At 67.1% G+C, this 24,744-nt stretch carries 25 protein-coding genes; 16 read left to right on the top strand and 9 right to left on the bottom strand.

Going from position 1 to position 24,744, the window contains the following annotated elements; genetic code table 11:
• Window positions 1-6: 6 nt before the first annotated feature.
• Complete coding sequence (locus M4578_RS08555) at window positions 7-1,707, bottom strand: thiamine pyrophosphate-binding protein (RefSeq protein WP_258093028.1); 1,701 nt, start codon at window positions 1,705-1,707, stop codon at window positions 7-9.
• Between the two features lie 143 nt (window positions 1,708-1,850).
• Here M4578_RS08555 and M4578_RS08550 point away from each other — a divergent pair, with 143 nt between their 5' ends.
• Window positions 1,851-2,534 carry a GntR family transcriptional regulator gene (locus M4578_RS08550; RefSeq protein WP_258093027.1) on the top strand — a complete coding sequence of 228 codons (684 nt, stop codon included), beginning with the start codon at window positions 1,851-1,853 and terminating at the stop codon, window positions 2,532-2,534.
• 45 nt (window positions 2,535-2,579) lie between these two features.
• Here M4578_RS08550 and M4578_RS08545 read toward each other — a convergent pair whose 3' ends face one another.
• The 3 genes from M4578_RS08545 to glpD form a co-directional block, all read right to left on the bottom strand.
• Window positions 2,580-3,320, bottom strand: coding sequence for an aspartate/glutamate racemase family protein (locus M4578_RS08545; RefSeq protein WP_258093026.1), 741 nt, complete (start codon window positions 3,318-3,320; stop codon window positions 2,580-2,582).
• 98 nt (window positions 3,321-3,418) lie between these two features.
• Window positions 3,419-4,903: a glycerol kinase GlpK gene (gene glpK / locus M4578_RS08540; protein WP_258093025.1), complete on the bottom strand. Its 1,485-nt coding sequence runs from the start codon at window positions 4,901-4,903 to the stop codon at window positions 3,419-3,421.
• A 120-nt stretch (window positions 4,904-5,023) separates the two neighbouring features.
• A complete protein-coding gene (gene glpD, locus M4578_RS08535) occupies window positions 5,024-6,649 on the bottom strand; it encodes a glycerol-3-phosphate dehydrogenase (RefSeq protein WP_258093024.1) in 1,626 nt (541 codons plus the stop codon).
• A gap of 213 nt (window positions 6,650-6,862) precedes the next feature.
• Here glpD and lepB point away from each other — a divergent pair, with 213 nt between their 5' ends.
• The 6 genes from lepB to M4578_RS08505 all read left to right on the top strand — a co-directional run bounded on the left by lepB (window position 6,863) and on the right by M4578_RS08505 (window position 12,315).
• The gene (gene lepB, locus M4578_RS08530; protein WP_258093023.1) at window positions 6,863-7,696 is read left to right on the top strand and encodes a signal peptidase I; all 834 of its coding nucleotides are present in this window, start codon (window positions 6,863-6,865) and stop codon (window positions 7,694-7,696) included.
• Window positions 7,693-8,379, top strand: coding sequence for a ribonuclease III (gene rnc / locus M4578_RS08525; protein WP_258093022.1), 687 nt, complete (start codon window positions 7,693-7,695; stop codon window positions 8,377-8,379). The genes lepB and rnc overlap by 4 nt, the downstream gene beginning before the upstream one ends.
• Window positions 8,380-8,425: 46 nt before the next feature.
• A complete protein-coding gene (locus M4578_RS08520) occupies window positions 8,426-9,259 on the top strand; it encodes a DMT family transporter (RefSeq protein ID WP_258093287.1) in 834 nt (277 codons plus the stop codon).
• 146 nt (window positions 9,260-9,405) lie between these two features.
• Entirely contained in the window at window positions 9,406-10,986 is a 1,581-nt protein-coding gene (locus tag M4578_RS08515; protein WP_258093021.1) for a hypothetical protein, read from the top strand.
• An 86-nt stretch (window positions 10,987-11,072) separates the two neighbouring features.
• A complete protein-coding gene (gene era, locus M4578_RS08510) occupies window positions 11,073-11,978 on the top strand; it encodes a GTPase Era (RefSeq protein ID WP_258093020.1) in 906 nt (301 codons plus the stop codon).
• A gap of 4 nt (window positions 11,979-11,982) precedes the next feature.
• A complete protein-coding gene (locus M4578_RS08505) occupies window positions 11,983-12,315 on the top strand; it encodes a DUF1491 family protein (RefSeq protein WP_258093019.1) in 333 nt (110 codons plus the stop codon).
• A gap of 46 nt (window positions 12,316-12,361) precedes the next feature.
• On the opposite strand, the gene M4578_RS08500 is transcribed toward M4578_RS08505, so the two are convergent.
• Window positions 12,362-12,958: a Pr6Pr family membrane protein gene (locus M4578_RS08500; protein WP_258093018.1), complete on the bottom strand. Its 597-nt coding sequence runs from the start codon at window positions 12,956-12,958 to the stop codon at window positions 12,362-12,364.
• A gap of 54 nt (window positions 12,959-13,012) precedes the next feature.
• Between M4578_RS08500 and recO the strand changes: the two genes are divergently transcribed.
• The 5 genes from recO (at window position 13,013) to M4578_RS08475 (ending at window position 16,051) form a co-directional block, all read left to right on the top strand.
• On the top strand, window positions 13,013-13,741 hold the full coding sequence (gene recO / locus M4578_RS08495) for a DNA repair protein RecO (protein ID WP_258093286.1): 729 nt from the start codon (window positions 13,013-13,015) through the stop codon (window positions 13,739-13,741).
• Between the two features lie 76 nt (window positions 13,742-13,817).
• On the top strand, window positions 13,818-14,483 hold the full coding sequence (gene pgsA, locus M4578_RS08490) for a CDP-diacylglycerol--glycerol-3-phosphate 3-phosphatidyltransferase (protein ID WP_258093017.1): 666 nt from the start codon (window positions 13,818-13,820) through the stop codon (window positions 14,481-14,483).
• A complete protein-coding gene (gene moaD, locus M4578_RS08485) occupies window positions 14,483-14,728 on the top strand; it encodes a molybdopterin converting factor subunit 1 (RefSeq protein WP_258093285.1) in 246 nt (81 codons plus the stop codon). Before pgsA ends, moaD begins: the two co-directional genes overlap by 1 nt.
• Window positions 14,729-14,731: 3 nt before the next feature.
• Window positions 14,732-15,190 (top strand): molybdenum cofactor biosynthesis protein MoaE, encoded by a 459-nt coding sequence (locus tag M4578_RS08480; protein ID WP_258093016.1) that lies wholly within the window; start codon window positions 14,732-14,734, stop codon window positions 15,188-15,190.
• A gap of 90 nt (window positions 15,191-15,280) precedes the next feature.
• Window positions 15,281-16,051 (top strand): FCD domain-containing protein, encoded by a 771-nt coding sequence (locus M4578_RS08475; RefSeq protein WP_258093015.1) that lies wholly within the window; start codon window positions 15,281-15,283, stop codon window positions 16,049-16,051.
• 33 nt (window positions 16,052-16,084) lie between these two features.
• On the opposite strand, the gene M4578_RS08470 is transcribed toward M4578_RS08475, so the two are convergent.
• Window positions 16,085-18,274, bottom strand: coding sequence for a primosomal protein N' (locus M4578_RS08470; RefSeq protein WP_258093014.1), 2,190 nt, complete (start codon window positions 18,272-18,274; stop codon window positions 16,085-16,087).
• Window positions 18,275-18,379: 105 nt separating this feature from the next.
• Between M4578_RS08470 and fsa the strand changes: the two genes are divergently transcribed.
• Together fsa and M4578_RS08460 are read left to right on the top strand one after the other, a co-directional pair.
• Entirely contained in the window at window positions 18,380-19,033 is a 654-nt protein-coding gene (fsa, locus tag M4578_RS08465; RefSeq protein ID WP_258093013.1) for a fructose-6-phosphate aldolase, read from the top strand.
• 2 nt (window positions 19,034-19,035) lie between these two features.
• Window positions 19,036-19,374 carry a hypothetical protein gene (locus tag M4578_RS08460; RefSeq protein WP_258093012.1) on the top strand — a complete coding sequence of 113 codons (339 nt, stop codon included), beginning with the start codon at window positions 19,036-19,038 and terminating at the stop codon, window positions 19,372-19,374.
• Between the two features lie 52 nt (window positions 19,375-19,426).
• On the opposite strand, the gene M4578_RS08455 is transcribed toward M4578_RS08460, so the two are convergent.
• Together M4578_RS08455 and parA are read right to left on the bottom strand one after the other, a co-directional pair.
• Window positions 19,427-20,269 (bottom strand): DUF6206 family protein, encoded by an 843-nt coding sequence (locus M4578_RS08455; protein WP_258093011.1) that lies wholly within the window; start codon window positions 20,267-20,269, stop codon window positions 19,427-19,429.
• A gap of 39 nt (window positions 20,270-20,308) precedes the next feature.
• A complete protein-coding gene (gene parA / locus M4578_RS08450; protein ID WP_258093010.1) occupies window positions 20,309-20,950 on the bottom strand; it encodes a ParA family partition ATPase in 642 nt (213 codons plus the stop codon).
• 139 nt (window positions 20,951-21,089) lie between these two features.
• Between parA and M4578_RS08445 the strand changes: the two genes are divergently transcribed.
• Complete coding sequence (locus M4578_RS08445) at window positions 21,090-21,761, top strand: hypothetical protein (protein WP_258093009.1); 672 nt, start codon at window positions 21,090-21,092, stop codon at window positions 21,759-21,761.
• A gap of 39 nt (window positions 21,762-21,800) precedes the next feature.
• Window positions 21,801-22,292 (top strand): HugZ family pyridoxamine 5'-phosphate oxidase, encoded by a 492-nt coding sequence (locus tag M4578_RS08440; RefSeq protein WP_258093008.1) that lies wholly within the window; start codon window positions 21,801-21,803, stop codon window positions 22,290-22,292.
• Between the two features lie 54 nt (window positions 22,293-22,346).
• Here the strand turns inward: M4578_RS08440 and M4578_RS08435 are convergent, their stop codons facing one another.
• Window positions 22,347-24,635, bottom strand: a complete 2,289-nt coding sequence (locus tag M4578_RS08435) for a right-handed parallel beta-helix repeat-containing protein (protein ID WP_258093007.1) — start codon at window positions 24,633-24,635, stop codon at window positions 22,347-22,349.
• Window positions 24,636-24,744 lie beyond the last annotated feature (109 nt).

The raw sequence follows: 24,744 nt of genomic DNA, 5'->3' as shown, positions 1-24,744 counted from the left end.
AAAACCTCAGCCCATCCAGCGCCGCACCGGGGCCTCGGCCTCTTCCAGCGGCTGGCAGCGCATGTCGATCAGCGTCGGCCCGTCATGGGCCAGCGCCGCGCGCAGCGCAGGCTCCAGCTCGGACGGCTCGGTGACGCTCCAGGTCTTGAGTCCGAAACCCGCGGCCACGGCGGCCTGATCGGTGCGGTTGAAATCCACATTGTAATAGCGCCGGTCGCAATCGTCGCGCTGGCTGGCCTTGATCCAGCCGAAGGAGGCGTTGGAGAAGACGATATAGGTGATCGGCGCCCCGACCCGCATCACGGTTTCCAGCTCGCCGCAGGTAAAGGCGAAAGAGCCGTCGCCCATCAGCCCCACCACCTTGCTCTCGGGCCGACCGAACCAGGCGCCCAGAGCGGCGCTCAGCGCATAGCCCAGCGCGCCATGGGCCCGGTTGGTGATGAACTGGCGCCCGGGCCGCTTTTGCAGGCCGTAGGCGCTGTAATAGGGGCAGCTCGTGCCGGGGTCGGAGACAACGATGGCATCCTCGGGCAAGAGCCGGTTCAGCGCGTCGATGACGCGCTCGGGGCGCACCGGCGCCTCGTCGGCCTGCGCCAGCGCGGCGAAGCGGGCGAATTTGCGGGCTTTGATGTCGGCCACGGCGGCAGCACCGCCAAAACCCGGCAGATCCTCGCGCCCGTCCAGCGCCGCGTTCATCTCCGCCAGCGCCAGTTTCAGATCGGCCACCACGCCCAGCTCGGTCGGGTAGTTGGCCCCGATCACCATCGGGTCGCTGTCGAGATGCACGATGCGCTGGCCCGGCTTCGGCGCCTCCCAGCGCGCGGTTGTGGTCGATCCTGCCCGGCACCCCATGAAGATCACCAGATCGGCGGCCTCCATCATCTCCCAGGTCTCATCGGTGCCGCCGTTCGACCCAACCACGCCCAGCGCCAGCGGATGCGTGTCGGCCAGCGCCCCCTGCCCCGAGATCGAGGTCGCCACCGCCAGATCGAGCCGTTCGGCAAAGCGCGCCAGCTCGTCCATGGCACCGGCGATCACCACCCCGCCGCCGCAGACGATCAGCGGCTTTTCTGCGGTCAGGATCGCCGCCACCGCCGCCTCGGGCGCGCCGGGTTCGGGCGCTGCGCGATAGGCGGGATAGCTCTGGTGCTTGGGATCGGCCCAGATCTCGGTTTCGGGCACCGCGTCGTACTGGATGTCATAGGGCAGCCCCAGATGGGCGGAGCCCGAACGCCCGGTGGTCATCGCCCGGAACGCCTGCCGCACCATGCGCGGGATGTGGTCGGCGCGGCGGATCACCGTGTTCCACTTGGTCAGCGGGCGCATCAGCGCCTCCTGATCCACCTGGGTCAGCGGGTATTTCCCGTAGGAGGCGACCGAGATGTCGGTGGTGATCGACAGCACCGCATAGGAGCTTTCGTTCGCCTCGATGAGCCCCGGCAGAATATAGGTCGCACCGCCGCCCGAAGGCCCCTCGCAGACGCCCACACGGCCCGTCACCCGCGAGAACCCGTCCGCCATATAGGTGGCAGAGCGTTCGTCACGGGTCAGCACATGGGTGATGCCGTGATCGAGGCGCAGCATGGCGTCGTAAAACGGCAGCGTGGTGTCGCCGCAGAGGCCGAAGATATGCGTCACCCCATGCGCCTGCAACGAGCGCACCATCGCCTCGGCCCCGTTCATCGCGTTTGTCTTCGGCTCTGCCATGGTTGCCTCCGGCTCGTCTTCCAGAATCGTCTTCCAATCTGTATACAGCCCGGAAGACGATTTGACAGCCACCTTGCAGGGAAAGATCTCCGCCCCTATCGACAGGCTGGAACAGGGTGCGGCCAGAGGGGGGACAGCAGGCGATGAAAGACGACCTCAGCAGCGCGGACCGGGCCTATGAGGCGCTGCGCGAGATGGCCATCGGCTTCGACTTCAAGCCGGGCGAGCGGCTGAACGAATCCGCGCTGTCGAAAACGCTTGCGGTCAGCCGCACACCGCTGCGCGAGGCGCTGAACCGGCTGGTGGCCGAAGGCTTTCTGACGGTGTCGCCGGGACGCGGCTTTTTCTGCCGCGCACTCAGCCCCGGTCAGGTGCTGGAGCTTTACCAGATCCGGTCCGGGCTCGAGACCGAGGCGGTGCTGCGCGGAATCGCGCAGGCAGACGACAGCGGGATCGCGGCGCTTTGTGCCCATCTCGACGCCACCGAAGAGACCTATGCGAACTGCACCGATCTGCCCGAGCTGCTGCGCATGGATGAAGAATTCCACATGCGTCTGGCGGGGCTCTCGGGCAATGGCGAGCTGTGCCGGATGCTGCGCAACGTCTACGAGCGCATCCGCTATGTGCGGCTCATCAACCTGCGCCAGCTCCGGTCCCAGCCGGGCAGTGGCGAGGATCGGACCGCCCACCGCCGCATCGCCGAAGCGGTGCGCGCCCGCGACAGCGCCGGCGCGGTCGAGGCGCTCCGCCGCCACATCGAAAGGCGCAGCGAGGAAACCCGCGACCTGGTGCGGCTGGCCTATTCCGAGCTTTACGTCCCCGACTGATCCGGCCTCTGCTGTAGGGTGGGCAGTGCCTGCCCACCGCCCGGCTCAATAACGCGGGTCGTCGAGCCCCTGCGCGAAACGGTCGGGCACCAGCGCCTGATGGAACCAGCGCAGGAAGCTGTAGATCGAGAACACCGGCAGGCCCGTGACCTTGCGCAGATCCGCCGCGTAGGGCGTCATATTGGTGCATTCCAGCACGATGGCGCCCAGATCGGGGTTGGCCGCGACCAGCGCGCGTCCGGCCTCCAGCAGATCGCGGCGGCAGGCGGCAAAATCGATCTCAAGCTCATCGCCGAGAATCGCGCGGGTGAACTCCGTCCCGCCCTCGGTGCCCATGATCGGCGTGTCGAGCGGCACGTTCGCGGCCTTGAGATGCGCCTCGGTCAGCGTGCCCTGCGAAATGGTGAGGATCCCCACCCGCTTGCCCGGCGGCAACATGGCCTGCACCATCGGCACCTGCATCAGCGACGAGGTCGCCACCGGCACCGGCACGGCGGCGGCGATCTGGTCCTGCACGATGGAGAGAAAGCCGCAATTGGTGGTGATCCCGTCGCAGCCGCTGGCCACCAGATCCTTTGCCGCCTCGATAAAGCGGTCGACCAGAACGCGGGCGTCGTTGCGCACCACCCGGTCGGGCGTCGCCTCGCGCACCACCCGGTACTGCACCGGAAAGGGCCAGGTCGTGGCATTGCCGATGTCGCCGGGAATGCGCGGAAACCGGGTTTCCAGCATCAGGATGCCCAGATTGGCCCCAAAAACGGTCTTGCCGCCGCGCTCGGTCTGCATCGCCTTGCCCCCTTCGTTTGGGAAAACGCCGCCCCGGCGGGCCGGCGTCCCGCGCAACACGGCGCCAGCGCTCGGGCATTGTCAAGATCGGGCGGGGCTCAGAAAGCCTGTGCCGCCGCCACGGCGCGTTTCCAGGCGGCGTATTTCTCCTCGCGCGCGCCCGCGGCCATGACCGGCGCGAACTGCCGTTCCAGCGCCCAGGTGGCGGCAAAGCCCTCCATATCCGGGTAGATCCCCGCCCGCTGCCCCGCCAGCCAGGCGGCGCCCATCGCCGTGGTCTCCAGAACCTGCGGGCGGTCCACCGGCGCGCCGGTGATGTCCGCAAGGAACTGCATCGCCCAGTCGCTGGCGCTCATGCCGCCATCGACGCGCAGCGCGGCCTCTTCGGCGCCCGACCAGTCCGCATGCATCGCCTCCAGCAGATCGCGGGTCTGATAGCCCACGCTTTCCAGCGCCGCGCGGGCAAATTCACGCGGCCCGCTGTTGCGCGTCAGGCCAAAGACCGCACCCCGGCATTCGGCGTTCCAGTAGGGCGCGCCGAGCCCGGTGAAGGCAGGCACCAGCACCAGCCCCTGCGCCGGATCGGCGGCCTCGGCCAGCGCCTGGGTTTCGGGCGCCGAACGGATGATCTGCAACCCGTCGCGTAACCATTGCACCACGGCGCCCGCGATGAAGATCGAGCCTTCCAGCGCATAGGTGCGCTTGCCGTCGAGCTGATAGGCGACGGTCGAGAGCAGCCGGTTCTGCGAACGGACCGGCGCGTCTCCGGTGTTGAGCAGCGCAAAACAGCCCGTGCCATAGGTGGATTTCAGCATCCCCGGTCGGAAACAGGCCTGCCCGATGGTGGCCGCCTGCTGATCGCCCGCAACCCCCAGAATGGGAATCTCCGCCCCGAAGAGATCCGCCCGCGCCATGCCGAAATCGGCGGCGCAATCCTTGACCTCGGGCAGCATCGCCATCGGCACGCCCAGCATCTCGCACATGGTCGAGGACCAGCGCCCCTCGCGGATGTCGTAAAGCATGGTGCGCGCGGCGTTGGTGGCGTCGGTCACATGCGACCTGCCGCCGGTCATCTTCCAGATGAGCCAGGTATCGACCGTGCCAAAGGCCAGCTCTCCCGCCTCGGCCCGCGCCCGCGCGCCCTCCACATGATCGAGGATCCAGGCCAGTTTCGTGGCCGAGAAATAGGGATCGAGCAGCAGCCCGGTCTTTTCGGTGACCGTGGGCTCGTGGCCCTCCTCGCGCAGTTTGCGGCAGAATGCCGAGGTGCGGCGGTCCTGCCAGACGATGGCATTGTGGATCGGCTCCCCCGTCCTGCGGTCCCAGACCAGCGTGGTTTCGCGCTGGTTGGTGATGCCGATCCCGGCGATGTCGGCTGCGCGGAGCCCCGCCTTTTCCATCACCCCCCGGCAGGTCGCCGCCGTGGTCGTCCAGAGATCCGAGCAATCATGCTCCACCCAGCCGGAATCGGGGTAGTGCTGGGCGAACTCCTCCTGCACGACGGCGGCGATCCTGAGATCCTTGTCGAAGAGGATCGCCCGGCTGGACGTGGTGCCCTGGTCGATTGCAAGAATATAACTCATACGCGTCCTCCCTTGGTGTTCTCGCTTTCGGCGTCTCCCCCTGAACGCCGCATCTCCGCTGTAGGCCAGAGCACGGCCCCGGCCTACAGGCCGGATGCATAGAGCATTGCCGAATAGATCTCACACGGTCGTATCGGTGCGCCCCGCAGCCACGCCAGCCTGCCCGGCGCCCGCCACCCGGCGTCCGCGCATATAGCTTTCCAGCGCCGACACCTGCGCCGCGCTGAAATGCAGCCCCAGCTTGGTGCGGCGCCAGAGCACGTCCTCGGCGCAGCGGGCGAATTCGCGGTCCATCAGCCAGTCCACCTCGGCGGCGGTCAGCGTCGCGCCGAAGTCGCGGCCCAGCGCCTCGGCGGTCTCCGCCTCGCCCAGCAGCGCCCGCGCCTCGGTGCCGTAGGTGCGCATCAGCCTCCGCGCCCAGTGCTCGTTCAGGAACGGGTAGGCCGAGCGCAGCGAGACCACCAGCCGCCGCCCGCCGTCCACCGGGAAATCGCCGCCCGGCAGCGGCGCCCCGGCGGTCCAGGCGGCGGGCACATCGCCCAGCTCGGCGCCGATCTTCTCCAGCGCGCTTTCCGCCAGCCGCCGATAGGTGGTGATCTTGCCGCCGAAGACGTTGAGCAGCGGCGGCCCGCCGCCCTCGACCTTCAGCGTGTAATCGCGTGTCGCCGCCGTCGCGCTCGACGCGCCATCGTCGTAAAGCGGACGCACGCCGGAATAGGTCCAGACCACATCCTCGGGGGTGATCGCCTGTTTGAAGTAGCGGTTGGCGAAGGCGATCAGGTAATCCCGCTCTTCCGGTGTGCAGACGGGCCGGACATCGGCGTCGTGATGTTCGGCATCGGTGGTGCCGATGAGGGTGAAATCCTCCTCATAGGGGATCGCGAAGATGATCCGCCCGTCGGTGCCCTGGAAGAAATAGCATTTGTCGTGCTCGTAAAGGCGTCGCGTCACGATATGGCTGCCGCGCACCAGCCGCACGCCTTCCTGCACGTTCAGATGCACGGCATGTTGGATGATCTCGCCCACCCAGGGGCCGCCCGCATTGACCAGCATCCTTGCATGATGCACCGCCGTCTCGCCGGTTTCGACGTCCTCGACCTCGACGCGCCAGAGATCCTCCTCGCGCGCCGCCGACACGACCTTGGTCCGCGTCAGAATCGTGGCGCCCCGCGCCTCGGCGTCGCGCGCGTTCAGCACCACAAGCCGCGAATCCTGCACCCAGCAGTCGGAATATTCATAGGCCTTCTCGAAGCGGTCATCGAGCGGCGCCCCCTCGGGCGTGCCGCGCAGGCTTAGCGAGGAGGTGGCGGGCAGGATCTTCCGCCCGCCCAGATGGTCGTAAATGAACAGGCCCAGCCGGATCAGCCAGGCCGGGCGGCGGCCCTTCATCCAGGGCATGACCAGCGTCAGCAGCTTCGAGGTGGGCGTCTCGCTCTCGAAGCGCATCGAGGGGTGATAGGGCAGCACGAAACGCATCGGCCAGCTGATATGCGGCATGGCCCGCAGCAGCACCTCGCGCTCGACCAGCGCCTCGTGCACCAGACGGAATTCGAAATATTCCAGATACCTGAGCCCGCCGTGAAACAGCTTGGTCGAGGCCGAGGACGTGGCCGAAGCCAGATCCCCCATCTCGGCCAGGGTCACCGACAGGCCGCGTCCCGCCGCGTCGCGGGCAATGCCGCAGCCGTTGATACCGCCACCGATGATGAAGAGGTCGGTGGGCTTGGTCTCGCGCTGATCCGTCACGCATCTCGTCCTTGTGTTACGTTCTGCGTAAGCCCGGTATGCCAAAGCCTGCGCGGCACCGCAACGCGTTCGCCCCTGCAAAGCCCTGCCGAGGCGAACGAATGCCGCTTTCACAAGCCCGGCACCCCCAAACCCCACGACAGGCCGCCGCCTTGACAGTCGCGGGCCTGCCGCCCATGAAGCCGGGGACCAACCGAGCAAGAGGCAGGGTTCATGGCGAAAGACGAAAAATCCGGCGGCTTCGTGGAAACCGTCAAGACGGTGGTCTATGCGCTGCTGATCGCGGGTGTGTTCCGGACGCTGTTCTTCCAGCCCTTCTGGATTCCCTCGGGCTCGATGAAAGACACGCTGCTCATCGGCGACTTTCTCTTCGTCAACAAGATGAGCTACGGCTATTCCTACGCCTCCTGCCCGTCGCTCTACCTTCCGCGCTTCGGCATCGACATCGACGCCAAGGACATCTGCGGCTGGCTGGGCGGCGACAACGAGCGCCTGTTCGGCTCTGACCCCGAGCGCGGCGACATCGTCGTCTTCCGCCATCCGGTCACCGGGCGCGACTTCATCAAGCGTCTGATCGGCCTGCCCGGCGACCGCATCCAGGTCCGCAACGGGCTGCTCTATATCAACGACGAGCCGGTTCAGATCGAGCGCAACGGCACCTTCACCGAGATCGCCGAACCGCAGGGGCCGCAGCAGCTGCGCCCGCGCTGCGAGAACGGCCCGGTGGGCACCGGCGGCGTCTGCGAGAAATCGCGCTGGACGGAAACCCTGCCCAACGGCGTGAGCCACGACGTGCTCAACATCGCGATGCAGGGTTCGGACAATACGCGGGTCTATACGGTGCCGGCGGGCCATTACTTCATGATGGGCGACAACCGCGACAACTCGTCGGACAGCCGCGTGCCCAATGCCGCGGGCGGCGTCGGTTTCGTGCCCTTCGAGAACCTCATCGGCAAGGCGAACCGCGTGATGTTCTCTTCTTCCGGCCGCTCGATGCTGTTCTTCTGGACCTGGCGCGCCGACCGCTTCTTCCACAAGCTGAAATGAAACGTTCCGCCGAGATAGAAGCGCTCGAGGCGCGTCTCGGCCACCGTTTCGGGCGGCCCGAGCTGCTGCGCCGGGCGCTCACCCATTCCTCGATGTCGGGGCCGGGCCGCGAGGACAACCAGCGGCTGGAGTTCCTCGGCGATCGCGTGCTGGGGCTGGTGATGGCCGAGGCGCTGCTCTCGGAAGACCGCAAGGCCACCGAGGGCCAGCTTGCGCCGCGCTACAATGCGCTGGTGCGCAAGGAAGCCTGCGCCGAGGTCGCGCGCGAGGTCGATCTGGGCGCGGCGCTGAAACTGGGCCGCTCCGAGATGATGTCGGGCGGGCGGCGCAAGATGGCGCTTCTGGGCGATGCGATGGAGGCGGTGATCGCCGCGGTCTATCTCGACGCCGGGTTCGAGACCGCCAGGGAGATGATCCTGCGGCTCTGGGGCAACCGCGTGGCGCAGGTCGAGGCCGATGCACGCGACGCCAAGACCGCGCTTCAGGAATGGGCGCAGGCGCGCGGCATGGCGCCGCCCGCCTATGTCGAGATCGAACGCAGCGGCCCCGATCACGCCCCGGTCTTCACCATCGAGGCGCGTCTGGAAAGCGGCGAAACCGCACGCGCCACGGCGGGCGCCAAGCGCAAGGCTGAACAGCAGGCGGCGACGGCGCTGCTCGAAAAGGTTTCGGACGGTGGCTGACCAGGGGCTCCGCTCCTCTGGCAGCAATGCGCTGGGTGCGGGGTTCATGGTGCTGGCCATGACGCTGTTCGCCGTCGAGGACGCGCTGTTCAAATCCGTCGCCCCCGGCCTGCCGCCGGGCGAGGCGACGCTGATCTTCGGCCTGACGGGCACCACGCTTTACGTGCTGCTGACCCTGAAGGCGCGGGAACCGGTCCTGCACCCGGCCATCCTGCGGCCCTCGCTGCTGATCCGGACGTTTTTCGAGATCATGGGGCGGCTCTTCTTCGCGCTGTCGCTGGCCTATACGCCCTTGTCGGTCACCTCGTCGATCCTTCAGGCGGCGCCGCTGGTGGTCACGGCGGGCGCCGCGCTGCTGCTGCGCGAACAGGTGGGCGCCCGGCGCTGGGTCGCCATGGCCATCGGGTTTCTGGGCGTGCTGATGATCCTGCGCCCGACGCCGGATGCCTTTCGCGCCGACGCGCTGCTCGCGGTCGCCGGGATGATCGGCTTTGCCATGCGCGATCTCTACACCCGCGCCAGCCCGCCCGCCGTCTCGACCAACCAGCTTGGCGTATTGGGCTTTGCGGTGATCATCCTGGCGGGGCTTCTTATGCTGCCCTTCGACCCCGCCCCGCCGCGCCTGCCCACGGGAATCGAGCTGGGGCGGCTGCTGCTGACCGGCCTTGTCGGTGTCACCGCCTATACCGCACTGACCCGCGCCATGCGCACCGGCGAGGTCTCGGTCGTGGCGCCTTTCCGCTATTCGCGGCTGCTGGTGGCGCTGTTCTTCGCCTTTCTCTTCTTCGACGAACGTCCGGATCTCTGGACCCTGGCGGGCGGCGCGCTGATCGTGAGCAGCGGGCTTTACACGCTGATCCGCAGCGCCCGAAAGGCCTGACCGCCGGCCCTCCGGCGCAGGCAACGGTTCTGCCCCGACCGGATGCCGCAGCGCGGAGTCGCTCGAAACCGCCCGATGTGATAGGGTGAACTGCACCGGCCCGGGCCGGATTGCTTGATTTGTCAAAGACCTTTCTGGAGACCGAGATGCGAAATCCCTTCGCGTTCCCCTTGTTGATCGGTGCCGTTTTTTCCCTTTCCCTCGCCGCGCTGGCTAGCCCCGCCGCCGCCGAACGACCGTTTGTGCCGGCCGGCAACACCGGCCCCGTCCCCGAGCCCATCGCCCCGCCGGGCAGCGGCGAGGACCGGCTGCGCGCACCGAAATCGGTGTTCCTGCGCGACCGCCGTCCCACCCGGCTGACCGTCCTCTGGAGCGACCGGACCGAGGTGGAAACCGGCTATCGTATCGACCGCAGCGATCTGGGGCAGCGGTGGCGGACACCGCAGGCCGGCGACTGGCAGGAGGTGGCCGCGCTCGGGCCGCAGGACGGCTTTCCGCAGATCGCCGATAGCGGGCTCACGCCGGAGCGGCTCTATTGCTACCGGGTGGTCGCGCTTGGCGATACCGTTGACATCCCCTCGCCGATCCGCTGCGCCTTTACCCCCGCCGCCGGCGACAACCCGGTGTTCCGGGTGCAGATCGGGTTCAAGACCGCGGATGTGGCGAACGCGGGCACCGACGACGACATCGCTGTACTGCTGAACAGTCGCGCCGTCATCGAGCCCCGGGGCAACAGCACCTGGGTCGATTACAGCCGCAACGATTTCGAGCGCGACGACCGCTTCACCTATGATCTGAATTTCGCCGATCTGCGCCGGATCAGCGACATCACGCAGATCTTCGTCGAGAAATCGGGCTCGGACGACTGGTGCGTCGAGCAGGTCACGCTGACGGTCAACGGGATCGACTATTTCCAGAAGACCTATGACGATCAGCCCGATGGCTGCCACTGGCTGCGGGCGGACACGCAGAACCGGCTGGTCGTGCCCTATGACGACCTGCGCGGGCACCCGTCCTGGGGGCGCTTCGATCCGCAATTGCTGGTGCTGTTCAGCGAGATCACCACCAGCGCGTTGCAAACGGACGACGACCCGCTTCCCGAAGGCCAGCTTGTCACGGTGACCCTGCCCAGCGACAAGCTGGGGCTCACCCAGCGCGACATGCAAAGCCGGATCGAGGCCATCGTGGGCGACGTGATCGGCGCCATTCCAGAGGCCTATTGGAGCCCGCCCGCATCGGGCGACAGCAGCACGGTAAAGATCTCGGTGGTGGACGAGGACAGCTACCGCGTGTCCCTCGGGCTCAAGGGCGATGGTCCGGCGGGAACGACGGCGGACATCTCGATTCACGTCGATCTCGACATCGCCGCCGCTTGTAACAGCTCGGGCGACCAGATCAGCTATGCCATCACCACGAGCAATTTCGGCGTGAACGCGGATTTCCTGCTCTGGTGGCTGGAGGACAATATCGAAGACGGGATCCGCGCGGGCTTTCCCGGCGTGCGCGTCGCGCAGAGCCTCCCCTTGACCGATCTGCCCGAGGGGCTGACCTGCCTGGGCGTGCCGGTGACGCTTTCGGAGGCGGGCGATGTGGAGATCCGCCTGCTGCTGGCCACCTTCTTTCAGGACGAGGCGCCAGAGCCCGTGCCCCCCGCGCCCGGCGATGGCGGCAGCGGCGGGACGGACGGGTCCGAGGCGCCGCCCAGCGGCCCGGTCGCGGGTCAATGACCTCGCATCGCGGGCCCGTGCGGTTCCCCTAGCCTTTCCGGCGGAAATCCCTTATTTCCTGCGCGATCTTGACCCCCGAGGACCGCATGACCACACGCGCCGGCTTTGTCGCCCTGATCGGAGAGCCCAATGCGGGCAAATCCACCCTGACCAACCGCATGGTGGGGGCGAAGGTGTCCATCGTCACGCACAAGGTGCAGACGACACGCGCGCGCATCCGCGGCGTGGCCATGGAAGGCGACAGCCAGCTTGTGTTCGTCGACACGCCCGGCCTGTTCAAACCGCGCCGCCGGCTAGACCGGGCCATGGTCGCGGCGGCCTGGGGCGGCGCGGCGGATGCCGACATCATCGTGCTGCTGGTCGAGGCCCATCGCGGCGTGACCGACGGGGTGGAGCGCATTCTGGAAGGGCTCGCCGATCTGCCCAAGGGCCGCGTGGTGGCGCTTGCGATCAACAAGATCGACCGTGTCGAGGCGCCGAAGCTGCTGGCGCTGTCGCAGGATCTGAACGAACGCTTCCCCTTCGCAAAGACCTTTATGATCTCGGCCGAACGCGGCCATGGCGTCGAGGATCTCCGCAAATGGCTGGCCCAGGAACTGCCCGAAGGGCCCTGGCTTTATCCCGAGGACCAGATCGCCGATCTGCCCATGCGCATGATCGCCGCCGAGATGACCCGCGAAAAGCTGACCCTGCGGCTGCATCAGGAACTGCCCTACCAGCTCACCGTGGAGACCGAAAACTGGGAAGAGCGCGCCGACGGCTCGGCCCGGATCGACCAGATGATCTATGTCGCCCGCGACGGCCACAAGGGCATCGTGCTGGGCAAGAAGGGCGAGACGATCAAGGCCATCAGCCAGGCGGCCCGCGCCGAGATCGAGGAATTCCTCGGCCGCAAGGTGCATCTCTTTCTTCAGGTGAAGGTGCGCGAGAACTGGCTGGAAGAGGCCGAGCGCTATTCCGAGATGGGGCTCGATTTCAAGGACGGCAACTGAGCCCATGGCGCGGCTGACCACGCGGTTCTGGGTCGATGCCTATCTGGCACGGCTCTCGTTCCAGAACATTCCCGCCTATGTGACGGCCCATGGCGACGATACCGCCGGGGCCGTGCTGGTGAAGCTCGCAACGCTCGATGGCAGGGCACAGGCGTTCACACGTGGCTTCGACCTGATGTCGGGCGCGCGGAAATGGACCGAACTCGCCTCGGGCGACGAGCGCGAGGTGGATATTTCGATCGCGAAACAGCGCGATTTCGACCCGGATCTCTGGGTGATCGAGGTCGAGGACCGCGCAGGGCGGCACCTGCTGGACGAAGAGGGGCTGGCGGATTGAGCGCTAGGGCGGCGTGCCTGCCCTGCGCCGCATAGCCGAGCCGCCGCTAGCGCAGCAGCCGCGCGATCCCGACCTGCACGCCCCCCGCCGAGACGAAGCCCACGCAGAGGATTCCCGACCAGCGCAGCACGCCGGCCCAGCCGATCTGCGTCGGATCGACAAAGAAATACGGGTAGATCCCCTCGATCTGGCCGCGCAGCAGCGCATAGCCCACATAGGCCAGCGGCCAGAGCATCCAGACCAGCGCCGTCTTGAACCGCAGCCCGTGTTTCGGCGCGGCGAAGACCCAGAACAGCACGGTCAGCACAGGCGTCACCGTATGCAGCCCCAGATCGGCCAGCGCGTCGAGCCCGGTCAGCGGCTTGGCCAGCAGCAGATGATAGACCACCCCCACGATCCCGATCCAGAGCGCCAGCCCGCCCAGCCAGGCGGCGGCCGCCATGCGGTTGCCCAGCGCCATCCACAGGAAGGTGCCCGCCACCAGCGCATTGGTGAGGATCGTGAAATAGCGCGCCAGCCGCCACAGCGTCTCGGGCGGGGTGTAATCGGGGTTGTTCCCTGCGGTGGCCATGAACTGCACCACCAGCGCGGCCAGCGTGAGCCCGGCGATCAGAACGGCAAAGAGGCGTTGTTCCTTGGTCATGACAAAACCCTGTCGCAACTTGCCGAGCGCGGCAAGCCGTTCGATAGTCCGGCCATGGACTGGCGCGACACAGGCATTCTTCTCTCGGCCCGCAGGCACGGCGAGACCTCGGCGATTCTCGAGGTGTTCACCGCCGAGCACGGGCGCCATTTGGGTGTGCTGCGCGGCGGCGCCTCGCGCAAGGTCGCGCCCAGCCTGCAACCCGGCGCGCAGCTCGACCTGAGCTGGCGGGCGCGGCTCGAGGATCACATGGGCGCCTGGACGGTCGAGCCGCAGCGCTCGCGCGCGGCGGCGGCCATGGGCGACCGGCTGTCGCTTTCCGGGCTCAACGCGGTGGTGGCGCTGCTCTCGTTCTGCCTGCCCGAGCGCGAGTCGCATCCCCGTCTCTACGCACAATCCGAACGGCTGCTCGACCTGCTCGGCCAGCGCGAGCTCTGGCCGCTGGCCTATCTGCGCTGGGAACAGGCGCTGCTGGAAGAGATGGGTTTCGGGCTCGATCTCTCGGCCTGCGCGGTCACCGGGGTGAACGAGCCGCTGGATTACGTGTCGCCCCGCAGCGGGCGGGCCGTCTCGGCCATCGGCGCGGGCGACTGGGCGGCGCGGCTGTTGCCGCTGCCGCCGGTGCTGCTGGGCCGGGGCGAGGCCGGCGATGCAGGAATCCTGACCGCGCTGCGCACCACCGGCTATTTCCTCGAACAGCGGCTGGCCCCCGAACTGCGCGACCGTCCGCTGCCCGCCGCCCGCGCGCAATTCGTCGAACGCTTCGCGCGGCAGGCGGGCTGAGCCGCCCCGGCGCGGCACGGTGCCGCTCCTCGCGGCCTCTCTTCCCTCGCCCGGCAAAGAGCGTTACGTATCCACCATGCGCTGGACCCTACCCAATACCCTCACTGCGCTCCGCCTGCTCGCCGCTCCGGGCCTGGCGGTGATGTTTCTGTATTTCTCGCGCCCGCTGGCGGACTGGTTCGCGCTGCTGCTCTTCGTCAGCGCCGCCATCACCGACTGGTTCGACGGCTATATCGCCCGCGCCTGGTCGCTGGAATCGAAGCTGGGCGCGATGCTCGACCCGATCGCCGACAAGGCGATGGTGGTGATCGCGCTGATGGTGATCGTGGGATATTCCTCGATGTCGCCCTGGCTGGTGCTGCCGGCGACCTTCATCCTGTTCCGCGAGGTCTTTGTCAGCGGGCTGCGGGAATATCTCGGCGATGTGGCGGGCACGCTGAGGGTGACGAAGCTGGCGAAGTGGAAAACCACCTTCCAGATGATCGCCATTGCGGTGCTTTTTGCCCAGGGCGTCTTCGAGCATTATCTTGCCGTGACGGTGATAGAGCTCGACCCGCGTCAGGTCAGCGCGATCCTGAGCGGCGACTCCGCCGACGTGCATGGCCTGCTCTGGAAGGAACAGGGCATGACCTGGGCCGGGCATATCGGGCTCACGCTGCTGTGGATCGCGGCGACGCTGACGCTGATCACCGGCTGGGACTATTTCACCAAGGCCCTTCCCCATCTGCAGGAGGAGCGATGATGGACGTGCTGTATTTCGCCTGGGTCCGGGAACGGATCGGGCTGCCGAAAGAAAAGATCGAGACGCAGGCCGCCACGGTGGCCGCGCTGATCGACGAGCTGCGCGCCCGCGAAGAGCGTTATGCCATGGCGTTTTCCGATCTCTCCGCGCTGCGCGTGGCGGTCGATCAGGAACTGACCGATTTCGACGCGCCGCTGGCCGGTGTTCGGGAAGTGGCCTTCTTTCCGCCGATGACGGGGGGCTGAGCCATGGCCGAGGATGCCGGTCTGCGGGTTGTCGTTCAGGAGGAACCGTTCGATTTCGGCGCCGAGGCCGAGCGCTTTGCGGCAGAGCGCAGCGACATGGGCGCGGTGGTCACCTTCACCGGCGTGGTGCGCGACGTCACCGGCGGGCTCGAGGGGATGGAGATCGAGCATTACCCCGGCATGACCGAGAAGGCGCTGGCCAAGATCGCCGCCGAGGCGCAGGCGCGCTGGTCGCTGGGCGAGGTTCTGGTCATCCATCGCTATGGCAAGATGACGGCCGGCGAGCGCATCATGATGGTCGCCACCGCCGCACCGCACCGGAAGAACGCCTTCGAGGCGGCGGAATTTCTCATGGATTACCTGAAATCCCGCGCCCCCTTCTGGAAGAAGGAACGCGCGGAAGGCGGGCAATCCTGGGTGGCCGCGAAGGACGAGGACGAAGCGGCGCTCGACCGCTGGTAGGCGCGTGACGGGCCACCCCGCCCGTCCCACTTGCGCCGCGGCGCGGTGCGGTCATATAACCTGACCAATTCCGCCAGTCAGAGACCTGTCATGCCCTTCCGCCCCGTGCATTCGGAGAAACTCGCCTCGGCCGTGATCCGGCAGATCGAGGAACTGATCCTGCGTGGCATCCTCCGCCCGGGAGAGCGCCTGCCTGCCGAGCGCGAGCTTTCGGAGCGTCTGGGCGTCTCGCGCCCGTCGCTGCGCGAGGCGGTGGCGGATTTGCAGGCCCGCGGGCTGCTGACCTCGCGCGCAGGCGCCGGGATCTTTGTCACCGAGGCGCTGGGATCGGCGTTTTCGGACACGCTGGTGCAGCTTTTCGCCAATCACGACGAGGCGGTGTTCGATTATCTCAGCTTTCGCCGCGACATGGAGGGGCTCGCCGCAGAACGCGCGGCCCACCACGGGACAGAGACCGATCTCAAGGTGATCGACTCGCTTTTCGGGCAGATGGAAGCCGCCCATGCCAAGCGCAACCCGAGCGAAGAGGCCCGGCTGGACGCCGAGTTCCATCTGGCGATCATCGAGGCCGGCCACAATGTGATCATGCTGCACATGATGCGCTCGATGTATCAGCTTCTGCGCGAAGGCGTGTTCTACAACCGCTCCGTGATGTTCAAGCAGCGCACCACGCGCGAGGCGCTGCTGGACCAGCATCGCGCGATCAACGACGCGCTTCAGGCCCGCGATCCCGCCGCGGCCCGCGCCGCGGTCGAGGCGCATCTGAACTATGTCGAGACGGCGCTGGCCGCCGACCGCAAGGCCGCGCGCGACGAGGACATCGCCCGGCAGCGCTATGAGCGGGTGAAGACCCGGGACTGAACACCTAGGCGCGCGGCGGCACGGGATCCGCGTTCAGAAGAAGCTCTGCGGGTCGATGTCGATGGCCATGCGCAGTTCGCCTTTCAGGCGGAACTGCGCGGCCCATTCCGCCAGCGCCGGCTGCAACGCCACGCCTTTCGGCGCCTTGACCAGCAGGCGCACCCGATGCCGCCCGCGCACCCGGGCAATCGGCGCCGGCGCGGGCCCGTAGACCTGCGCCCCCACCCGGCGCAGCGGCGCGTCCTGCCGCGCCATGGCATTGCCGAGGTCGAACACCTCCTGCACCTCGGTCGAGGACAGGATCACCCCCGCCAGCCGCCCATAGGGCGGCATCCCCGCCGCGCGCCGTTCCTCGGCCTCGGCCTTCCAGAACCCCTCTTCATCGCCCGACAGGATGGCCCGGATCACCGGATGTTCGGGCTGATAGGTCTGGAGCAGCGCCACGCCGGGCTTTTCCGCCCGCCCCGCGCGCCCGGCCACCTGCCGCATGAGCTGAAAGGTCCGCTCGGCGGCGCGCAGGTCCGAGCCCTGAAGCCCCAGATCCGCGTCGATCACCCCCACCAGCGTCAGCAGCGGAAAATTGTGCCCCTTGGCCACAAGCTGCGTTCCGATGACGATGTCCGCCGCGCCCCGGGCGATCTTCTCGATTTCCTCCTTCAGCGCCCGCGCCGAGCCGAAGAGATCCGAGGACAGCACCGCCAGCCGCGCCTCGGGGAACAGCGCCGCCGCCTCTTCGGCCAGCCGCTCCACCCCCGGACCGACGGCGGCGAGCTTGTCCTCGGCGCCGCAGCTCGGGCAGGTCTCGGGCTTGGGGATGGTCTCGCCGCATTGATGGCAGACGAGGCGCTGCAAGAACCGGTGCTCGACCATGCGCGCGTCGCAATGCGGACAGCCGATCTGATGGCCGCAGGCCCGGCAGATCGTCACCGGCGCATAGCCGCGCCGGTTCAGGAACAGCATCGCCTGCTCGCCCCGCGCCAGCCGCGCGTTGACCGCCGCCTGCAAGCTGGGCGAGACCCAGCGGTTCGACGGCAGAACCTCGCCTCGCATGTCGATGCTGCGCATCTCGGGCAGCACCGCCGCGCCGAAACGCGAGGTCAGGTCGAGCCGCGTATATTTGCCCGCATCGGCATTGGCCCAGCTTTCCAGCGAGGGCGTGGCCGAGGCCAAAACGACCCGCGCGGAACAGACCGAGGCGCGCAGCACCGCCATGTCGCGGGCGTTGTAGAGCACGCCTTCCTCCTGCTTGTAGGAGGTGTCGTGTTCCTCATCCACGACGATGAGGCCGAGATCGCGGAACGGCAGGAACAGCGCCGAGCGCGCGCCCACCACAAGCTGCGCGCCGCCCAGCGCCACCTGTTTCCAGACGCGCCGGCGCTCGGTCACCGTCACGCCGGAATGCCATTCGGCGGGTTTCGCGCCAAAGCGCGCCTCGACGCGGGTGAGGAACTCCGAGGTCAGCGCGATCTCGGGCAGAAGCACCAACGCCTGCCGCCGCTTGCGCAACGTTTCGGCCACCGCCTCGAGATAGACCTCGGTCTTGCCCGAGCCGGTCACCCCCTTGAGCAGCACCGTCCCGTAGCGCCCGGAGGCCACACCGGCGCGCAGCACCTCCGCCGCCGCTGCCTGATCCTCGGCAAGATCCTTGCCGCCGTAATCCGGATCGAGCCGGGGAAAGGCCGTGTCGCGCGGCGCCTCCTCCTCGCGCACCGCGCCCAGCTTCACCAGCCCCTTGATCACCGAAGGCGTCACTCCCGCGGTCTCGGCCAGCTCGCCCTGCGTCAGCGCCAACCCGCCCATGTCGCGCAGCACCTCGAGCACCCGGCGGCGGGCATCGGTCAGCCGGTCCGGTTCGGCCTCTCCCAGCCGGAAGATCTTGCGCATCGAGGGCGCGTCGCCCAGCCCCGGCGCGCGGGTGGCCAGCCGCAGCATCGCGGACATCGGGGTCAGCGTGTACTCGCCCGCGCGCTCCAGAAAGCTGCGCAGCTCGTCGCGCATCGGCACCGCGTCGAGCACCCGGATGACCGACCGCACCTTGGCATAGTCGAAATCGCCCTTGCCCGGCCCCCAGACCACACCCAGCACCTTGCGCGGCCCGAGAGGCACCTCGACAAAGGCGCCCTGAAAGCACCCGCCCTGCGGCGCGCGGTAATCCAGCAGCCGGTCGAGCGGCTGCGTGGTCAATACCGCGACCAGCGTGCCTTCGTCGTAGAACGCATCCATGCAGGGGCTTCCGTTAGCGCTAGACTTGAAGGGCTTTCGGCCCGCCTTTGCATGGGGTAAGACACGCGCGAGCGAATGCCAAGCAAGCCGGGAGGGCTGACGCATATGAAATTCTTTGTAGACACCGCCGATGTGGATGCAATCCGCGAGCTCAACGATCTGGGCTTTGTCGATGGCGTGACCACCAACCCTTCGCTGATCGCCAAATCGGGCCGCGATATTCTCGAGGTCACGAAGGAGATCTGCGAGATGGTCGAGGGGCCGGTCTCGGCCGAGGTCGTGGCCACGGATTACGCGCAGATGATCGAGGAAGGCCGCAAGCTGGCCGAGATCGCGCCGAACATCGCCGTCAAGGTACCGCTGACGCTCGACGGGCTGCGCGCCTGCAAGACGCTGAGCGGCGAGGGCAAGATGGTCAACGTGACGCTCTGCTTCTCGGCCAACCAAGCGCTTCTGGCTGCCAAGGCGGGCGCGACCTTTATCTCGCCCTTCATCGGCCGGCTCGACGACATCAATCTCGACGGGCTCGAGCTGATCGCCGACATCCGTCAGATCTACGACAATTACGGGTTCGAGACGCAGATCCTCGCCGCCTCGATCCGCTCGGCCAACCACATGTCGGACTGCGCCAAGATCGGCGCCGACGTGGCCACCGCGCCGCCCGCCGTCATCAAGGCCATGGCCAACCATGTGCTGACCGACAAGGGCCTCGCCGCCTTCCTCGCCGATGCCGAGAAGGCCGGAATCAAGATCGTCTGATCATGACCCGGAGGATCCCGCCCACCGTCCGGCAGGTCGATGCCGCGCTGAGCTTGCTGGACAAGCGGGCGGTGATCCTTGCCTATCAGGCCTATCAGCTCGAGATGCACGGGGTTCCGATCGAAATCTTCGGCGAAGATTTCGACGCCCATCTCGATGCCTCGCTCAAGAACGGCGACCGCATGAAGGTGCTGTCGCAGGGCACGCGCGACGTGCTTCTGGCGATGCGCGACGTGGCCCGCGACGGATCGGACGAATGGCCGGTCTTCCGCGACAGCTTTGCCGCCGCCCTGCCGGGCGATGTCTTCACCCGGATCATGGACATGTTCGAACCGGACTGAACGCCGGTCGGGCCCCAAGAATTTTCGTCCGAAAATTCTTGGGGCGCTCTGTTCAGAGGTTGGGCTCGCCCTGAAGCCCGAGGAGCTTGCGGAACCCCGTCCAATAGCCGGGCAGACGCGGCGCGTCCTGCATCCCCGCCACCGCCTCTTCGGCCCAGCGCGGCATCTCGCGCGCGGCGAACTCCCGGCCCCAGGCCAGATAGGCGCCGGTATGTTCAGGCCGCAGCCGGCAGGCCGAGCCCACCAGCCCCACCAGGGTTTCCGGTGCCGAATACCATTCGTCCTGGATTCCGGTCACCCGCGCCCGCATGAAAGGGCCGACCAGCCGCATCAGCCGCTTTTCCGAGAAGAGCAGCAGCATCCGGCCCATCTCGTCGCGCGAATAGTGGATGAGCGGGGGAAAAGTGTCGTAGAACACCGCCTGCCCCTCCAGAACCGCGAAGTTGCGGATCGAGGGGTGAAAGCCGATCCGCGTCTCGAACCGGTCGGAGGCGTTCCAGAACCGGGCAATCACCTGCCCCGCCGCCTCCATCATCGCCAGCGTGGCCTCCAGCCCCTCGCGCTGCATCCGGGGCCGCATCAGAGCGCTTTCCGGCAGCGCCTCCTGCACGATCACCGGCACCCGCGCGCCATCGCTTTCGAGCAGATGAAAATCGGTTTCGGGCAGCGGCACCCCCGTCGCGCGCAGCGCGTCGACATAATCGTCATGCGCCGCGGCCAGCCGGTCGAGCGCCGCCGCATCGGGCAGCCCGCGATAGACCTTGATCACACGGTCGGAAAACGGCCCCTCGGCGGGTCGGAACGGGGCACAGAAATACCCCAGCCGCGAAATCGGCTGGCCCTGCGCGGCCTCGTGTCGGCGGATCGTCTCGGCAAGGGCGGCAAGATCGGTCATGGGCACTCCTTTCCCGCGCGACGCGGGGTTGCGCCCCCTTTACCCGTTCGCCAGCACCTGCGCCACCTCTGCGGAGAGGGCCTCGACCTCGCCGCGCGCCGGGGTCTTGCGCCCCTCGGCGGCGCTGAGCCCATGCCCGAACGCCTCGGCATAGCCCACGCGATTGGCAAGCTGCGCCTCGGCGATCCGCGCCTCCATCTTCTGCGCCGCCGCCGCGATTTCTCCCGAAAGCCGCGTGCCCGGGCGCGTGCGGTTGAGCACCATCAGCACCTCGCGATTCTCGCGCCGGGCCAGATCGAGCACGCTTTCCGTCGCCCAGAGGTCGAGATGGCTCATCGACACCGGCACCAGCACCAGATCGGCTGCCCGTAGTGCCGGGCGCAGATCGCTGTCCGCCTTGGGCGGCGTATCGACGATCACCAGATCGAAGCGCTCGGCCAGCTTGCGGCATTCATAGGTGATCCCCCAGGCCGAGGAGGTGGCGAACTCGATCCCCTCCGCTGCGTCGGGGTTCTTTTCGAGCCGGGTCATGAACCAGCGGCCAAGGCTGCCTTGCGGATCGGTGTCGATCAGCGCGACAGAGCGTCCCATGGCGCGGAACCCCACGGCAAGATTGGCCGAAAGCGTGGTCTTGCCCGACCCGCCCTTCTGCTGTGCGACTGTGATGACCGCTCCGGCCATGGCGTTCCCCCGATTCCCAGAACGTATAGCAGACTTATTTTGCACCTGCAGCATAGGCTTTCCCCGCGCCCCGTCCAGTGCACTTAACCGCCCATTAACCACAGTGACCGCAAGCTGGCGCCCACGCGAGGAAACCCCGATGCGCCGAACCCATGTTCTTGCCGCGACGATCTGCCTGCTACTCGGCGCCACGATGGCCGGGGCGGGGGCCTGGCCGCGCAAGCAGGGCCACGGCTTTGCCAGTACGACGGTGCGGCTGTCCTGGCCCCGGGATCTGGCCAAGCAAGCCTCGCTGAAACCCTCCGGGCAATATTACACCTTCTACGCGGAATACGGGCTGACGGACCGTTTGACCGCCGGGCTCGACCTTGGCCGCTCGGTCTCGGGCGACGGCAAGAGCATCGCCTTTCTGCGCCTGCCCCTGCGCGACCGTGCGAACGGGCTCAAGATCGCCGCAGAACTGGGGCTCGGCAAGATCGACGGCCGTGCGGTGCTGCGCCCGGGCCTGTCGCTGGGCCTTGGACGCGCGCGCGGCTGGCTGTCGGCGGAGGCTCAGGCCGAAGTATCGCCCAGCGACGGGCGCACCGATTACAAGCTCGATTTCACCTGGGGCCGCAGCCTGCGCAACGACCGCAAGCTCGTGGTACAGATGCAGACCGGGAAACCCCGGGGCGACCCGGCCTTTGCACGGTTCGCGCCCTCGGTCGTGCTGCCGTTGCGCGGGACGTTCAAGGCCGAGATCGGCGGCTCCTGGGAACTGACCGGCGAGCGCGCGGTCGGGCTGACCTTCGGTCTCTGGAGTGAATTCTGACCTTTTCAGTCAGCCATCTTTCACGCTAGACTCCGGCGCATGACAAACCCGATCCGCCCCACCGACGACGATGCCCGCGCGCTGGCCCGGCAATTGATCGAAACCGCCCGTTTCGGCGCCCTCGCGGTCACCGATCCGGACACCGCGACACCGATGGTCAGCCGGGTTTCCGTGGTGCCGGGGCCCGACGGGATGCCCCTCAGCCTGGTCTCGGATCTCGCCTTTCATGCCAAGGCCCTGAAAGCCGACCCGGCCTGCGCGCTGCTGCTCGGGGAACCCGGCCCCAAGGGCGACCCGCTGACCCACCCGCGCCTGAGCCTGCAGGCCCGCGCCCGTTTCCTGCGCCACGGCGCGCCCGAGCACGCCGAACTGGCCGCGCATTACCTGCGCCAGCAGCCCAAGGCAAAACTCTATATCGGTTTCGCCGATTTCTCGCTGCTGCGCTTCGAGATCCGCGGCGCCCATTTGAACGGCGGCTTCGGCAAGGCTTTTGTCCTGACTCCGCAGGATCTTGGCGCCCCGGAAACATGACAAAGGGCCGGTCCCCGAGGGGCCGGCCCTGCCGCGCATCGCAAGAGACCGATGTCAGTTGTCCATGCGCACCAGCATGGTCAGATCGCCCAGAATCGGCTCCGGCCAGATCGCATGGACAAGATTCTGCCCGCTGCCCTCGCGCGTCGAGGTGTAAGGCGTCACGTATTTGCTGACGTTGTTGGTATCGCGCGGCCGCGAACGCAGCACCAGGCTCGACACTTCCATCGCATAGCCGTTGAAGGGCAGCCGGCTGTCAGTGGTCACCACCCAGGTCTGGGCATGGGTGTTCTGCGCATGCGTCACCAGCAGCGGGTTTGACGAACCGTTCTGGATATTGAGATAGGTGTTGTTCGACACATAGACATTGCGCATCGCCGACAGATCTAGATCGGCAAAGGAATTATCGACCCGCTCCACCCGCTTGATCGTCCCGCCCACCGAGCGGAACAGGTTGCCCGAGACATTCAGCCCGTTCACCCGGTTGTTCTGCCCATAGGGCTTGACCACGATGAACGAGAACCAGTCCGCCACGTTGGAACACAGAAACACGTTGTTGGTCACCGACAGGCCGGAAAAGCCGAAGCCCGAAATGAAATCCGGATCGGGCTCGCGCTCATTGGTCCATTCGATAAAGCAATTGTCCACGTAATTGCCCGAAATCGTCGTGTTGGTGGCCTTCAGGCAGAGCACGATCCCCGCGCTGCGGGTTCCGGCGTCGCTGCTGTCGCCCTGGAAGAAATGGTTGTTCGCGATCACCCCGTTCGCCCCCGACACCACGGCGAAATGGCGGAACTGCGAGGCGCGGTTGTTGCGGATCTTCACATCGTTGGCATTGGTGTTCAGCGCCACCGAACTGCGGTTCTGCGTGGTCAGCCCGCCCTCGGCGCTGATGAACTGGTTGTGGTCCACCAACAGCCCCTGGCAGCCTTCGCCGATCGAGGTGATGCCCCGGTCGCTCGGACGGTTGAACACGCAGTTACGGATCACGTTCACCGGCCCCGACGGCGGCAGCATCACCCCGCTGGCCAGCTCGGAGCACTGAAACTCGACATCCTCGATTTCGAACTTCTCCAACTTGGTGAAGCCGCTGAAGTCGAGCAGATACTGGAACCGGGTGAAGGTGTAGTTCTGTGTCCCCTCCGCGTCGTAGAGCGGCTGCGACAGGGACAGCGTCTGCGCCCCGACATTCCGGGACTTCACATAGATCTCGCGGCCGACGCCGGAGCTTTCGACCAGGCTGCCCACGGGGATGTTCGCGACATTGCCCACATTGGTCAGCTCCCATTTGTTGTTGGCGGAATAGGTCGCGATGCTGGTCACGCTCTGCTTGGTCCAGGTGCCGCTGCTCTCGGCGCGGATCTGGCCGTTGCGCAGCACCCGGCGCTGCGCATAGGTGTCGCGGTTGTTCACCGCCGCCTGCACGTCGAGCGGCTCGTAGAGCGACACCCGACGCCCCGAGAGGTCGAAACTCTCGTGGTCGGCATTGTTCATCAGAGACTGAAGCCCCTTCTTCAGCGCCTGCTCCTCGTCGCCGCCGAAGGCATCGACATAGGCCGAAAGATGAAAGTCCTTGGTCATCGACAGGATCGCGTCCGCCGGCATCAGCAGCTTGCCCTGAAACTCGACATGGTGTTCCAGCGTCACCGAACTCGCCAGACGGTAGGTGCCGTCGGGCACCAGAATCTTGCGCCCGTCGGCCGCGGCATCCGCCGCTTCGAAGGCCGCGCTGTTGTCGGTCACCCCGTCGCCCACGGACCCGTAGTCGCGCACATCGACCCAGTTCATCATATCGCGCAGGAACACGCTGGTGATGTCCACGATCTCGATGTCATCGACCCGCACGACACCGCCGTTCGAACCGGTCAGGTCGATCCCGAAATGCCCGAAGCTCGGCTCGGTGCCCCAGACCATATCCACACCGTTGCGCGCCCCGCCGCCGACGATGGCGGTCACTTCCACCGCCTCGCCATAGGAGGTGAGCTGCACCGAGTCTCCGGTGGTATCGAGCCCGGTCACCTGCGTGCCGTTGGGCCGCCCCGCCCAGCCCGCGATCCGAACCGCGGGCATCACGCCCGACACCGCCTTGATCCGCGCCGTGACCTGCAAATAGCACCCCGGCAGGATCGGCGTGTCGCCCATATAGCGCAGCTTTTGCGTGCCCTCGGTCTTCTGGATCTCCAAACAGCCGGCAAAATCCGCGTCCGCCGGAACATAGGCGGCCGTGGCCAGACCGTCATAGGTATCCGAACCCGGCGTGCCGTCCCCCCGCGACCATACATCCAGCCCTTCCGAAAAAGGCGTGGGCATAAAGACCACACCATCCGTAACCGCCTTGTTCATCCGTTCGATCCTCTGTTGCTGCGCCGGTCCCCGGGGCCGCGATCACCCACCGCGTTTGACCCCGCGCAAACAGCAAGTATCAACGATGTGTTAAGAGGCTCTGGGACCA

This window comes from Salipiger pentaromativorans (assembly GCF_024721115.1).
Lineage (GTDB): Bacteria > Pseudomonadota > Alphaproteobacteria > Rhodobacterales > Rhodobacteraceae > Salipiger > Salipiger pentaromativorans.
The sequence above is the reverse complement of the archived record's forward strand: the minus strand, read 5'-3'. Positions and strand labels throughout refer to the sequence as shown.

Coding starts and splice junctions, on each gene's coding strand:
- M4578_RS08440 (WP_258093008.1), top strand. CDS start 21,801: ATGACAAACCCGATCCGCCCCACCGACGACGATGCCCGCGCGCTGGCC.
- pgsA (WP_258093017.1), top strand. CDS start 13,818: ATGCGCTGGACCCTACCCAATACCCTCACTGCGCTCCGCCTGCTCGCC.
- glpK (WP_258093025.1), bottom strand. CDS start 4,903: ATGAGTTATATTCTTGCAATCGACCAGGGCACCACGTCCAGCCGGGCG.
- M4578_RS08445 (WP_258093009.1), top strand. CDS start 21,090: ATGCGCCGAACCCATGTTCTTGCCGCGACGATCTGCCTGCTACTCGGC.
- M4578_RS08480 (WP_258093016.1), top strand. CDS start 14,732: ATGGCCGAGGATGCCGGTCTGCGGGTTGTCGTTCAGGAGGAACCGTTC.
- M4578_RS08515 (WP_258093021.1), top strand. CDS start 9,406: ATGCGAAATCCCTTCGCGTTCCCCTTGTTGATCGGTGCCGTTTTTTCC.
- M4578_RS08520 (WP_258093287.1), top strand. CDS start 8,426: ATGGTGCTGGCCATGACGCTGTTCGCCGTCGAGGACGCGCTGTTCAAA.
- M4578_RS08505 (WP_258093019.1), top strand. CDS start 11,983: ATGGCGCGGCTGACCACGCGGTTCTGGGTCGATGCCTATCTGGCACGG.
- M4578_RS08475 (WP_258093015.1), top strand. CDS start 15,281: ATGCCCTTCCGCCCCGTGCATTCGGAGAAACTCGCCTCGGCCGTGATC.
- lepB (WP_258093023.1), top strand. CDS start 6,863: ATGGCGAAAGACGAAAAATCCGGCGGCTTCGTGGAAACCGTCAAGACG.
- rnc (WP_258093022.1), top strand. CDS start 7,693: ATGAAACGTTCCGCCGAGATAGAAGCGCTCGAGGCGCGTCTCGGCCAC.
- M4578_RS08455 (WP_258093011.1), bottom strand. CDS start 20,269: ATGACCGATCTTGCCGCCCTTGCCGAGACGATCCGCCGACACGAGGCC.
- parA (WP_258093010.1), bottom strand. CDS start 20,950: ATGGCCGGAGCGGTCATCACAGTCGCACAGCAGAAGGGCGGGTCGGGC.
- M4578_RS08550 (WP_258093027.1), top strand. CDS start 1,851: ATGAAAGACGACCTCAGCAGCGCGGACCGGGCCTATGAGGCGCTGCGC.
- moaD (WP_258093285.1), top strand. CDS start 14,483: ATGGACGTGCTGTATTTCGCCTGGGTCCGGGAACGGATCGGGCTGCCG.
- M4578_RS08545 (WP_258093026.1), bottom strand. CDS start 3,320: ATGCAGACCGAGCGCGGCGGCAAGACCGTTTTTGGGGCCAATCTGGGC.
- M4578_RS08470 (WP_258093014.1), bottom strand. CDS start 18,274: ATGGATGCGTTCTACGACGAAGGCACGCTGGTCGCGGTATTGACCACG.
- fsa (WP_258093013.1), top strand. CDS start 18,380: ATGAAATTCTTTGTAGACACCGCCGATGTGGATGCAATCCGCGAGCTC.
- M4578_RS08500 (WP_258093018.1), bottom strand. CDS start 12,958: ATGACCAAGGAACAACGCCTCTTTGCCGTTCTGATCGCCGGGCTCACG.
- M4578_RS08555 (WP_258093028.1), bottom strand. CDS start 1,707: ATGGCAGAGCCGAAGACAAACGCGATGAACGGGGCCGAGGCGATGGTG.
- M4578_RS08435 (WP_258093007.1), bottom strand. CDS start 24,635: ATGAACAAGGCGGTTACGGATGGTGTGGTCTTTATGCCCACGCCTTTT.
- M4578_RS08460 (WP_258093012.1), top strand. CDS start 19,036: ATGACCCGGAGGATCCCGCCCACCGTCCGGCAGGTCGATGCCGCGCTG.
- recO (WP_258093286.1), top strand. CDS start 13,013: ATGGACTGGCGCGACACAGGCATTCTTCTCTCGGCCCGCAGGCACGGC.
- era (WP_258093020.1), top strand. CDS start 11,073: ATGACCACACGCGCCGGCTTTGTCGCCCTGATCGGAGAGCCCAATGCG.